The 12110-nt window shown below is 62.4% G+C and carries 11 protein-coding genes; 5 read left to right on the top strand and 6 right to left on the bottom strand.

Annotated elements, in window-relative coordinates:
* Positions 1 to 29: 29 nt before the first annotated feature.
* Together istA and istB are read left to right on the top strand one after the other, a co-directional pair.
* Complete coding sequence (gene istA, locus BLV47_RS14015; RefSeq protein WP_062838241.1) at positions 30 to 1715, top strand: IS21 family transposase; 1686 nt, start codon at positions 30 to 32, stop codon at positions 1713 to 1715.
* Positions 1603 to 2352: an IS21-like element IS1474 family helper ATPase IstB gene (gene istB / locus BLV47_RS14010; RefSeq protein ID WP_062838242.1), complete on the top strand. Its 750-nt coding sequence runs from the start codon at positions 1603 to 1605 to the stop codon at positions 2350 to 2352. Before istA ends, istB begins: the two co-directional genes overlap by 113 nt.
* Positions 2353 to 2693: 341 nt before the next feature.
* Here istB and BLV47_RS14005 read toward each other — a convergent pair whose 3' ends face one another.
* Positions 2694 to 3626, bottom strand: a complete 933-nt coding sequence (locus BLV47_RS14005) for a LysR family transcriptional regulator (protein WP_092314472.1) — start codon at positions 3624 to 3626, stop codon at positions 2694 to 2696.
* A gap of 190 nt (positions 3627 to 3816) precedes the next feature.
* On the opposite strand from BLV47_RS14005, the gene BLV47_RS14000 reads away from it, so the two are divergent.
* The 3 genes from BLV47_RS14000 to BLV47_RS13990 are packed head-to-tail and all read left to right on the top strand — an operon-like array spanning position 3817 to position 6080.
* The gene (locus tag BLV47_RS14000) at positions 3817 to 4821 is read left to right on the top strand and encodes a TauD/TfdA family dioxygenase (protein ID WP_244168877.1); all 1005 of its coding nucleotides are present in this window, start codon (positions 3817 to 3819) and stop codon (positions 4819 to 4821) included.
* A gap of 4 nt (positions 4822 to 4825) precedes the next feature.
* Positions 4826 to 5584, top strand: a complete 759-nt coding sequence (locus BLV47_RS13995) for a sulfite exporter TauE/SafE family protein (protein ID WP_092314467.1) — start codon at positions 4826 to 4828, stop codon at positions 5582 to 5584.
* Between the two features lie 16 nt (positions 5585 to 5600).
* Entirely contained in the window at positions 5601 to 6080 is a 480-nt protein-coding gene (locus BLV47_RS13990) for a YbaK/prolyl-tRNA synthetase associated domain-containing protein (protein ID WP_092314465.1), read from the top strand.
* A 178-nt stretch (positions 6081 to 6258) separates the two neighbouring features.
* Here BLV47_RS13990 and BLV47_RS13985 read toward each other — a convergent pair whose 3' ends face one another.
* The 5 genes from BLV47_RS13985 to BLV47_RS13965 all read right to left on the bottom strand — a co-directional run bounded on the left by BLV47_RS13985 (position 6259) and on the right by BLV47_RS13965 (position 11722).
* Entirely contained in the window at positions 6259 to 6438 is a 180-nt protein-coding gene (locus BLV47_RS13985; RefSeq protein WP_092314463.1) for a hypothetical protein, read from the bottom strand.
* Positions 6439 to 6593: 155 nt separating this feature from the next.
* Positions 6594 to 7769, bottom strand: a complete 1176-nt coding sequence (locus tag BLV47_RS13980) for a lactonase family protein (RefSeq protein ID WP_060839078.1) — start codon at positions 7767 to 7769, stop codon at positions 6594 to 6596.
* A complete protein-coding gene (locus tag BLV47_RS13975; RefSeq protein WP_092314461.1) occupies positions 7756 to 8049 on the bottom strand; it encodes a DUF5629 family protein in 294 nt (97 codons plus the stop codon). Before BLV47_RS13975 ends, BLV47_RS13980 begins: the two co-directional genes overlap by 14 nt.
* Before the next feature lie 215 nt (positions 8050 to 8264).
* The gene (locus BLV47_RS13970) at positions 8265 to 10640 is read right to left on the bottom strand and encodes an efflux RND transporter permease subunit (protein WP_092314459.1); all 2376 of its coding nucleotides are present in this window, start codon (positions 10638 to 10640) and stop codon (positions 8265 to 8267) included.
* Positions 10641 to 10672: 32 nt separating this feature from the next.
* Positions 10673 to 11722 carry a WD40/YVTN/BNR-like repeat-containing protein gene (locus BLV47_RS13965; RefSeq protein ID WP_092314457.1) on the bottom strand — a complete coding sequence of 350 codons (1050 nt, stop codon included), beginning with the start codon at positions 11720 to 11722 and terminating at the stop codon, positions 10673 to 10675.
* Between the last annotated feature and the right edge of the window lie 388 nt (positions 11723 to 12110).

Below are 12110 nucleotides of genomic sequence, written 5' to 3'. Positions count from 1 at the left end.
CCATCCTCGACCGATTTCGGGAGAGGAAGATGGCGGCGCCGCGAGTAGCCATGCGAAACATCAAAGAATGTCTGCGCCTCAAGTTTGAGGCCGGCTTGTCCCACGAGAAGATTGCCCGTGCCTTGCAGCTGTCCAAGGGCGTGGTTAGCAAGTACATCGCGGCGGCGCGGGTGGCCGGGCTGGACTGGCCGGCGCTGGTGGCCATGGACGAGGCCGCGCTGGCGGCCGCCTTGTTTGCACCGACGTCGACGAACAAGCCGCGCGGTGAGCGAGTGCTGCCCGATGTGCTGAGCATCCACCGCGAGTTGCGACGCAAGGGCGTGACCTTGCAGCTGCTGTGGGAGGAATATCTCGCCGCGCATGCGGGCCAGCCGACCTACCGCTACACCCAGTTCGTCGAGCACTACCGGCGCTACGCCCAGACGCTCAAACGTTCGATGCGTCAGCTGCACCGTGCGGGCGAGAAGCTATTCATCGACTATGCCGGGCCGACGCTGCCGGTGGTCGACCCGGCCACCGGCGAAGTGCGCCGGGCGCACATCTTCGTCGCCGCCCTGGGCGCCTCGAATTACACCTATGCCTGCGCGACGCCAGGCGAAACCCAGGTGGACTGGCTGACCTCGCTGGGCCAGGCTCTGACCTACTTTGGCGGCGTGCCGGAAATGGTTGTGCCGGACAATCCGCGCGCCCTGGTCGCCCAGCCGGATCGCTACGAGCCGGGCCTGAACCGGGCCACGCTGGAGTGCGCGCGTCATTACCAGACGGTGATCCTGCCGGCACGGCCACGCAAGCCTCAGGACAAGGCCAAGGCCGAGGTGGCGGTGCAGGTGGTCGAGCGCTGGATCATGGCGCGGCTGCGCCATCGGCAGTTCTTCAGCCTGCATGCGCTTAACCAGGCCATCGCCGAGCTGCTGGAGGATCTGAATCGGCGCCCGTTCAAGCGGCTCGATGGCTGCCGGCGCGACTGGTTCGAGCGCCTGGATCGCCCGGCCTTGCGAGCGCTGCCGGTGCATCCCTACGAGGTCGCCACCTTCAAGCGCTGCAAGGTCAGCATCGACTACCACATCGAGGTCAATGGCAGCTTCTACAGCGTGCCCTCCGCCCTGGCCCGGCAGAACGTGGACGTGCGACTGACGGCACACACCCTGGAAGTGCTGCATGGCAACCGGCGGGTGGCCAGCCACCTGCTGCTGGGGCGACGCGGCGCTTACAGTACCCAGCGCGAGCACATGCCCGCGGCGCACCAGGCGCATCGCGAATGGACGCCACAACGCCTGCTCGACTGGGGCGCGCGGATCGGCCCCTACACGCGCCAACTGATCGATCACCAACTGACCCACAAGCCGCACCCGGAGATGGGCTACCGCGCCTGCCTCGGCCTGCTCTCGCTGGCCCGGCGCTATGGCAATGCACGCCTGGAAGCCGCTGCCGAACGTGCCGTACACCTGCGCGCCTTCACCGGGCGCAGCGTGCGCAACCTGCTCCAGCAAGGCCTGGATCAACAGCCGCTGCCCCAGCGTGCCGCCGAAACGACCTTACCCGGCGACCACGAGAACGTCCGTGGCGCCGACTACTACCAACCCCCGCAACAGGAGCTGTTCGATGATGCCGCAACACACCCTGAATCAACTGCACCAGCTACGCCTGGACGGCATGGCCCGCGCCCTGGAAGAGCAATGGACGCTGCCGGCCAGCCACAGCCTGAGCTTCGATGAACGCCTCGGCCTACTGCTCGACCGCGAACTGGCCTGGCGTGACAACCAGCGCCTGGTACGGCTGCGCAAGAAGGCCAAGCTCAAGTACGCCAACGCCTGCCTGGAAGATCTCGACCGCCGCACCGGACGCGCCCTGGACGAGCGTCTGATCGCCACCCTGGCCAGTGGCGACTGGATCCGCCAGCAGCACAACCTGCTGCTGACCGGCCCGACCGGTGCCGGCAAAACCTGGCTGGCCTGCGCCCTGGGCAACCAGGCCTGCCGCCAGGGCTATAGCACCCTGTACCTGCGCACCCCGCGCCTGCTGGAACAACTGCGCATCGCTCATGGCGACGGCAGCTTCGGCCGTACCCTGCAACAGCTGGCAAAGGTCGACGTCCTGGTGCTGGACGACTGGGCGCTAGCCCCGCTGGAGGAAGGAGCCCGGCATGACCTGCTGGAGGTGATCGACGACCGCGCTGGCAGCCGCTCCACCATCCTGACGAGCCAACTGCCCATCGAGCACTGGCACGGCTGGATCAACGACCCGACCCTGGCCGATGCCATCCTCGACCGCCTGGTGCACAACGCCTACCGACTGACGATGAAAGGCGAGTCGCTGCGCCGAAAAAAAGCCGAGGAACAAGCCGCATCGTGACCGATGCGATTACAATCCAGAACCCGCGCAACCGGGGTGGAAGCACCGGTCACGTATTAGCGAAACGCTCGGTCACGTTCACCGAAATCCGCAGGGAGTGGAATAGAGCAACAGCAGCACCACAGCCAGACGCGTCAACATGCGTTCGATCCTTGCTCGGAAAGAGTCAATAATTCAGCGTCAAATTTAAACATATGGCTATGTGACATTACCAAGCAAAATTTGCCGCGCGTGTGGATTGCGTCGCAAACACACCTCCCATTTGCGTCATCAATGGCGGCGCCTGCCACAACAGGGCCTCGCCGCAAGAGCCAGACGACAGGGCCGAGCGCCCCCTAAGCTCATATCAGTGCTGCGCCGCGTTTACATTCGAGGCTTTCACCCAAGTCGCGGATCATCTCCATCAACGCCTTCACCCGCAGCGGCAAGTTTCCGGCCGGGTACACCGCGTGCATCTGAGGGCTCTCACCGCTGCTGGAGGTCAGCTTGTACTCAGGACAAACCCGCATCAGGCGCCCCGCTTGCACTTCGGGCTCCGCCATCCAATCCGCCAAGCGAGCGATCCCGACGCCCGCCAGGGCTGCCTGAAATACCGCCAGGCCGGAACTGAAACGAAATTTTGGATGAACCCGAAAGCTGATGGCCTGCGTCTCACTGCGAAAATTCCACTCCTTGAGAATCCGCGGCGCCGTATGCAGGATCAGCGAGTGCGACTCCAGTGCCTCGATAGAGTCGGGCATGCCGTAGCGCTCCAGGTAGCCGGGGCTGGCATACAGATGACGTGAGTAACTCCAGAGCGCAAAGCCGATCAAGTCGCTGGATTGTGGAAACGCACCGCGAATCGAGAAATCCAGCTTGCTCTTGGCCGGGTCGATGATCTCATCGGTGAAAATCACATCGATGTTGACGTCTGGATAACGCTCGCAGTATTGCGCGATCAATCGCGGCAATACCCCGTTTCCGAGAAGCTCGGGGGCAGAAAAACGAATCCAGCCGGAGGCCAGGCCACCGAGACCGGCCAGGTCCTCATCCACCTCGCGTTGCAGATCGAGCATCTTGTACGCGTGGGGCAACAAGCACTCACCCGCTTCGGTCAGGCTCACGGCGTTGGACGAGCGATTGAACAACTTGAGCCCCACACTTTCCTCCAGGGCTTGAACGGCACGGGTCAGCGCACTGGGAGAACGCCCCAGAGTGCGTGCCGCGGCGACGAAACTGCGCTTGCGAGCCACGGTCGCGAAGGCTTCCAGCTCCCCCAACATATTCAATGCCACTGTCCACCTCATTGCATTTTTCACAACGCGGCATTGCAACACAAAAAAGGCTCTTCCGTTAACCTTCCCGCTCAACCCAAAAGGATGGGGCAAACAGGAGCGCAAGGACGTGTCAAAGCTGGAAGAAGTACTCGGGAAAGCCGCAGCTTGTGTTGATGAAGTCACTCATGAATGGCTGGAAAAACGATCAGTGACTTCGACCCGACGGGAGATACCGCAAATTCATCTGTCACTCGAAGAACAACGCACGCTTCAGGCCGGTCTGGCATCGCTGGACGTGACCGATAGCGCCTCGGGGATCAGCCACATGCCGGCCCTGGGGCGGTTGCTGGAAAGTGTCCTGTGCCCCGAGAAGATCCAGCAGCTACGCCATTTTCCCCAGGCCCGTGAAGTGGCGATGATCGTCAGGGGGCTACCGCTGGACCCGCAACTGCCGGCCACGCCCTATGACCTGGAGCCGGGTATCGAGAACGTGTCGACGCTGGCCGGGGCTATTTTGTCGGTGCTGCAAACTCTGCAAACCCATCCGCTGGCCTACGAGGGTGAAAGCAACGACACCGTGTTCCGTCACGTATCGCCCAAGCACAAGCGAGAAACCGAAAAGAGCTCCTATGGCTCGCGCGCGGATCTGGGCATGCATGTCGACAACCCTCACCTGCCTTTGACCTGCGAACCCGTCTCGCAGTTGTCGGCCTGCCCGGAGTACCTGACCCTGACCGGCCTGCGCTGCGAGCTCGACGTGCCGACGCGCATCGTCGCCATTGACGAGGTGCTGGCCATGCTGCCGGCCTGCGTTGAGGAAGAATTGTCACGACCGAACTTCAGCGTTCGCCGACCGGCCTCCTTCGGCAAACAGGGGAATGTGCTGGAAAACGTCCCCTTGCTGTACAGAAGCGCAACCGGTGGCCTGTATTGCCGCTACAACCAAGCGAGTGTCGAAGCGACCTGCGCCAATGCGCAGTTTGCCCTCCAACTGTTCGCCGCCGCTGCCGATCATCCCGATGTCATGCACCACATACTGCTGCAACCCGGGGACATGCTGATCTTCAAGAACCAGCAAACCCTGCATGCCCGGGATGGTTTTACCCCCCGCTACGACGGCCGTGATCGCTGGATGTTGCGGGTCTTCGGGGTCAATGATCCGGCACGCGTGGTGCCGCTGAACCCTCATCAACCCTACATAGCCAGAGCCTGATTACATGGTCGATATTGCCATCCTTTGCGTGTTCGCCTTCGCCGCCGGCCTGATCGATGCGGCGGTGGGCGGCGGCGGACTGATCCAGATTCCCGCGCTGTTCAACGTTCTACCCGGCGCTCAACCGGCGGCGCTGCTGGGTACCAACAAGGTCGCGGCCGCCTGCGGCACCACCTTCGCGGCCCGCTCCTTCGTGCGCAAGGTGGTGATCGACTGGGGGCTGGTGATCCCCGCCGCCTGCGCCGCCTTTGTCATGGCCTTCTGCGGAGCCGCCACGGTGTCGTTCGTCCCCCAGTCGGTGATCCGGCCGGCGGTGCTGGTGTTGATCGTTCTGATGGCGATCTACACCTTCTGGAAAAAAGACTTCGGCGCCCTGCACAAACCCATGCGCATCGGGACCAAGGAAAAACTGCTGGCGGTGGTGATCGGTGGCGCCATCGGTTTCTACGATGGTCTGTTCGGTCCCGGTACTGGCAGCTTCCTGATCTTCCTGTTTATCCGCTGCTTCGCCTTCGACTTTCTGCATGCCTCGGCATCGGCCAAGCTGGTGAACATCGCGACCAACGTAGCGGCACTGATGTTCTTCATTCCAACGGGTAACGTGCTCTACCTGATCGCCATCCCCATGGCGGCATTCAACATTCTAGGTGCGCTCACTGGCACCTGGCTGGCCGTTCATAAGGGCGTGCCCTTCGTCCGGGCTCTATTCCTGGTGTTGCTGGTGATTCTGATCAGCAAACTGACCTACGACCTGCTCCTGTAAACCAGAGGAAAACTACATGCATCCCATGTTCGATCGCCTCGTGGCGCTACTTGATGCCCGCTCAGCCTCCTACCGGGTATTGATGCACGATGCCGAGGGCCAGTCGGCGCGCGTCGCCGAAATCCGTGGCACCGAGCCCGGTCAAGGCGCGAAGGCCATGCTTTGCTCCCTCAAGGGGCAGGCCGGCCCCTATGCCCTGGTGATACTGCCGGGCGACCAGAAGCTGGACATGAAGAAAGTCGGAGCGGCCCTGGGCGGGAAAAAAGCCGAGCTGGTGAAGGCCGAAACCGCCATGGAACTGACCGGGTGCCGGATCGGCGCCATTCCACCTTTTGTGTTCGATGAGCGGATTCAATTGATCGTCGATCCGGCCTTGACCACAGGCTACGCAGAAATAGCCTTCAACGCGGGGCGGCTGGATGCGTCGATGGTGCTCGATACGCAGGATTATCTGGCGATTGCCAGGCCTCAATTGCTGGATATCAGCCAGGCCTGAGCCAACCTTCCCCCTTGCGCCCTCACCTGTGACATGGAGCAGGCCTTGTCGATCATAAGCTCGGCCAGCCAGCAGGCTTGGGCGCAAAGGGTGTGAGGACCCGAATGACTACGGGGCAACGCAGATATGGCGCTGGACAGGCCAGCTGGCTCGCCAGCATGGGCGTAAAGCGACCCGATCAGCCGTGGCTCTTGTGATCCAGGGCGGCGTAGAAGTGGGCGCTTTGTTGCAGGTATTTCTGGGTGTAGGTGTTGGTACTGGATTTCTTCTGGCTGATTTCCACGCTGGCGCTGGCGGGCAGGGCCACGCTGGCAGAAATGGCGGACGCTGCGATCACGGAGAAGAGATTGAAGTTCATGTGGGGAACCCTCGAATTCAGTTGGCTTGCTTGCCCGTGTGGGCGTTGAAGCAAACTTACTCCCGAGGGTTGTCGGGAAAAAATGCTTTGCAGCAGTAGCCATTATCAGCGTCATTGATAGAAGCAGTCAGGCCCCGAAACACGGGGCCTGTGGCTTATTGACGCACCAGGAACTTGATGTCGCTGGGGGCTTCGAACGGCAGTTTCTGCACGGTCTTGCCGAGGAAACCGGTCTTGGCGTCACGCTCGATCACCACGATCTCGTTGCTCTTCTGATTGCCGATCAACACGTAGCGGTTGCTCGGATCGAGGCTGAACTCCCGTGGGTGATCGCCTTCCACGGAGCGGCGCTGGATCTCCTTGAGCTGGCCATTGCTCTGATCGATGGCGAACACCAGCAACTGGTTGGCGGTGCCGCGGTTGCTGACATAGAGGTACTGACCGTCCTTGGACGCGTGCAAGGCCGCCGCGGACTTTTTCTCCTTGTTGCCACTGGCCGCCAGATCAACCAGCTGACGCTGGGTCAGCTTGCCGTCCTGATAGTCGAAGACCGCCACCTGGGCGCTCATTTCCAGGGTCAGGTAGGCCCGCTTGCCGTCGGCGCTGAACAGCAGATGGCGCGGGCCGCTGCCCGGGGGCAGTTGGACAAAGGCCGGTTCGGCGGGTGTCAGCGGATGTTCCGGGTTGGCCTTGGGGTCATAGCGGTAGACGAAGATCCTGTCCGCGCCCAGGTCGTTGGCGAACACAAACCGGCCATCCGGGGATGACACCGATGAATGCACATGGGCCGACTGCTGGCGCTCGGGGTCGACCCGGCTGGCCGGATGGCTGGTGAGCTGCACCACCGGCGACAGGTGACCATCGGCACTGACCGGCACCACCGCCAGGCTGCCGCCCGGGTCCACATCCACCGAATAGTTGCTGACGAACAGGTAGTTGCCGTCAGCGCTCAGGCTGGAGTGCGTGGGTTCGTTGCCCTGGCTCTGCACCTGGTTGATCAGGCTCAGCTGATGGGTCTTGGGCGCCAGGCTGTAGCTGCTGACACGGCCGATGGGGTCGGTCTGCCCCGGGCTGTTTTCATTCACCGCGAAGACGAATTTCAGGTCCTTGGACAGGGTCAGCCAGGACGGGTTGGAGCTCTTCACCACTTGCAGCGGCTTGGCATCGATCTGCCCGGTGCGTTCGTTGAAATGCAGACGATACAGGCCCTGGCTCTGGCCCTGGGTGTAGGAGCCCACGAGCAATTCCTGGCTGTCCGCGGGAGCCGCCTGGACCGCCATGGCGCCAACACTGCCGGCCATCAGCAGCGGCCAGAAATTACGCATCTTCATGTTCATCCTCCTCTTCGTCGCGGGCACTGAACGCACTCATGCACACCAGGCGGTGCTCGCCGGCATCGTCGGCCAGGATCCAGCTCTGCAGCTCCTGGTCGAAAGTCGCGGCCTGCACCTGGGCCAGGGTGAAGCTCCAGCGCTTGGCGGCGCGACCATCCATGCACTCGATCAGCAGGCGCTGTTCGTCGAGGGTGAAGTCGAAGGCGTGCAGGCCGTCGATTTCCAGCATGTCGCAGGCTTCAAGGGCAGTGAGCAAGGTGTCGGTAGCAGCGGTCATAGCGATCAATCATCAATTGGAAAGGCGCAATCATAGCTGATCGGCGCCCAAGGATCGGGCCCGTATTGCGCGCAATCATCGCTTGCCGCCGGTGTTGCAAGGGAGCGCTGGCGCAGGGACTTGAAAATGCTTTGCCGCGCCAGCCGGTCGATGCCCTGGGGCAGGCATGAAAAAGCCGCACCCTAGGGCGCGGCTTGCTGTTCAAAGCGCCTGGATCAGTGAGCGAACAGTGAGTTGCCCTTCTGCCCGGCGAGCTTTTCCGGTTTGATCAGGAACCGCGCCAGGGCCGGCAGCAGCCACAGGGCGCCGAACATGTTCCACAGCAGCATGAAGGTCAGCATCAGGCCCATGTCGGCCTGGAACTTGATGGCCGAGAAGATCCAGGTGCACACGCCGATGGCCAGGCACAGGCCGGTGAACAGCACCGCCTTGCCGGTGGAGCGCAGGGTCTGGTAGTAGGCCTCCTGCAATGGCAGGCCAGCACGCAGGAAGCTTTCCAGGCGACTGTAGATATAGATGCCGTAGTCGACACCGATGCCCACCCCCAGCGCCACCACCGGCAAGGTCGCCACCTTGACCCCGATGCCCATGAAGGCCATCAGCGCGTTGCCCAGCACCGAGGTCAGCACCAGCGGCAGGACGATGCACAGGGTCGCCGCCCAGGAACGGAAGGTGATCATGCACATGCCGGCCACGCAGATGTACACCAGGATCAGGATGGTCAGCTCGGACTGCTTGATCACCTCGTTGGTGGCCGCCTCGATCCCGGCGTTGCCGGCGGCGAGGATGAACTCCAGGCCGTCCCGGTTGTGCTCCTTGGCGAATTCCTGCACCGCATGCACCGCGCGGTCCAAGGTCGCGGCCTTATGGTCGTTGAGGAACACCAGCACCGGCGCCAGGGAGCAGTTGTTGTTGTACAGGCCATCGGCCCGGGCAATGGAGTTGTTGAGCACGTCAGGGTTGCGCGACAGGGTTTCCCATTTCAGGTTGCCCTCGTTCATGCCCTTGATCATCTGCTTGGACACGGTCACCAGGGAAATCGCCGACTGCACGCCCTCGGTGTTCTGCATCTTCCACATCAGCTCGTCGATGGGCGCCATGGCCTCATAGCGCGAGCAGCCTTCGGCCGCGGTCTTGACCATCACCACCAGCACGTCGGAGCTGGTGGAATAGTTGCTGATGATGAAGTTGTTGTCCTTGTTGTAGCGCGAGTCGGGACGCAGCTCCGGGGCGCCCTGGTCGAGGTCGCCGATCTTCAGGTTCTGGCTGTACCAGAGGCCGCTGCCGAAGGCCACCAGGGCCAGGGCCACCGAGATCGGCGCGACTTTGGGGCTGGCGAAATTCGACAGCAGGCGCCAGAAAGGATGCTCGCGAGAAGCGTCCTTCTTGCTGCGCTCGATGGCGCGCTTGCTGATACCGACGTAGGAAATCGCCACCGGCAGCAGGATCAGGTTGGTGAACACGATCACCGCCACACCGATGGAGGCGCCGATGGCCAGCTCGCGGATCACCCCGATGTCGATGATCAGCAGGGTGATGAAGCCCACGGCGTCGGCCAGGATGGCGATCATGCCCGGCAGGAACAGCTGGCGGAAAGTGCGCCGCGCCGCCGTCAGGGCGTTATCCGCATCGCTCGATTGCAGGGCGATGCCGTTGATTTTCTGCACCCCGTGAGAAATGCCGATGGCGAAGATCAGGAACGGCACCAGCATCGAGTAGGGGTCCAGGCCAAAGCCGAAGGCGTGCATCAACCCCAGTTGCCAGACCACCGCCACCAGGGTGGTGATCAACACCGCGATGGTGCTGCGGATGCACCAGGTGAACCAGTACAACAGCACCAGGGTGATGATGAAGGCCACACCGAAGAACATCACCACCATGATCAGGCCATCGATCAGATCGCCGACCTTCTTGGCGAAGCCGACGATGTGGATCTTCACATTGGGGTTCTGCGCCTCGAACTTGTCGCGGATCTTTTCTTCCAGCTGGTGGGAAAACTTCTGATAGTCCAGGGCCAGCAGCTTGCCCTGGTCCTGCGGGTCCGGGTAGGACTCCAGCAACGGGATATCGACGATGCTGGATTTGAAGTCATTGGCCACCAGACGCCCGACCTGGCCGGACTTGAGGACGTTGTTGCGCAACTTGTCGAGGCTCTCGGCCGAGCCGTTGTAGCTCTGGGGGATCACCTCGCCACCGGCAAAGCCCTCTTCGGTCACCTCGGTCCAGCGCACGCTGGGGCTCCACAGCGACTTGAGCCCGGAGCGATCGACGCCGGAGATGTAGAACACCTCGTCGTGGATCTGCCTCAGCGTCTCCATGTACTCCTGGGTGAAGATGTCGCCGTCGCGGGCTTCCACCGAGATGCGCACGGTGTTGCCCAGGTTGGCCAGGTCGTTGCGGTGCTCCATCATCCGCTCGATGAACGGGTGCTTGAGCGGGATCATCTTTTCGAAACTGGTGGACGGGCGGATCAGGGTCGCTTGCCAGAACAGGAAAGCGCTGACCAAGAGGCAGATAAAGATCACTGCCGGGCGGTTGTTAAAAATCAGGCGTTCGAGAAAGTTCGCCTTGTCCTGGTGATGACTGCTCATGAAATTCCCCACCTTCTTGTTATGTGCCCGGCCTACTGGCCGAGTTCAGCGCCGCTTGCCGCAGAAACCCGCACCCCGCCCTGCCCGGCCAGGATCAGGTTGCCATTGCCGGCAGCGGTCACCGCCGATAACGAGATGCGGTCCTGGCGGTTGAACACGCTGAACGTCTGGCCGTGGTCGGTGCTGCGGATCACGCTGCCGCCGTTGCCGACGATCACCAGCGAGCCGTCGTCCAGCAAGGTGGCGCCCGACAGACCGAACTCCAGGGTGCCACGGGCAGCCTTCAACTCCACCTGCTCCCAGGTGCCGCCGAAATCCGTGGAACGATAGAGATTGCCGCGCAGGCCATAGACCAGCAGGGTCGCCGGCTGGCCGGTGCCGATCACGCCGAACAGCGAGCCTTCATAGGGGCCTTCGAGGCGTTCCCAGGTCTGCCCGCCATCGGCCGAGCGGAACATGCTGCCCTGCTCGCCGACGATGAACAGGCCGGAGTCCTTGACCTCGGCGATGGCGTTGAGGTGGTACTGATCTTCGTTGTCCAGGCGGTCGCTGGCGTCCTCCCAGTGCTGGCCGCCGTCGGTGGTTTCCAGCAAGGCGCCGTAGGCTCCGACGGCAAAGCCGTTGCGGGTGTCCTTGAACCAGACATCGAGCAACGGCGCTTCACGCTTGAGGTCCTGGAACTGCTGGGTCCAGGTGACACCGCCATCGGTGCTGGCCAGGACCTGGGCATCGTGGCCCACCGCCCAACCATGCTGGTCGTCGACGAAGTACACCGCCGTCAGCAACTGCCGGGTCGGCACCTTGGCCTGAACCCAGGATGCCCCCTGATCGTCGGAATAGAGAATGTGCCCGCGATCGCCCACTGCCACCAGGCGCTTGCCGGCATGGACCACATCGAGCATCAGGCTTTTCGCCGCTTTGGGCGATTCGATGGAAAAGACTGTATCCGCTGCGGAGGCAGCGGCCAGGACCGGTGTCGACAACGTCACGACACCCGACAGCGAGAGCGCTGCAGCCAGCAATGCGAACGTGCGCAGCGCCGGCGGGCGGCCAACAACCACGCCCATGACAGGCTCACTCATAGACCATTCCCCCATTATTATTGTCAGGTCACTTGACCTCTCAGGGCGCCTTGCGGGGTTTGCCTGGCCTGGATCGACCATGACGATCGTCCTGAAACCTGCAATCTAGAGCCCCTTTGGCTGCGGGCTATCCTATCGGGCTTTGGAAAGGTCTGACAATCAACGCCACGTTATCTTTTGTTAATCGGCGCGCCTGGTCAGGCGCCTGAATACTCGGGCATTCGCTGGGCTGATCGATACAGGTGGACGCCGCAGCTGGACGCCCCCCTTCAGTGCGTCCAGCGATTTGTGTCCTTGGCCTGCCGTCACGCGAGCAAAGACTGATCCAGCGCATGCATCCTCGGCCCCCGCCCTTGACTATGATGAGCGGCATGGGGCGCCAGCCCGA

The sequence above is a fragment of the Pseudomonas saponiphila genome (genome assembly GCF_900105185.1).
In the GTDB taxonomy this organism is placed as follows: Bacteria; Pseudomonadota; Gammaproteobacteria; order Pseudomonadales; family Pseudomonadaceae; genus Aquipseudomonas; species Aquipseudomonas saponiphila.
The sequence above is the reverse complement of the archived record's forward strand: the minus strand, read 5'-3'. Positions and strand labels throughout refer to the sequence as shown.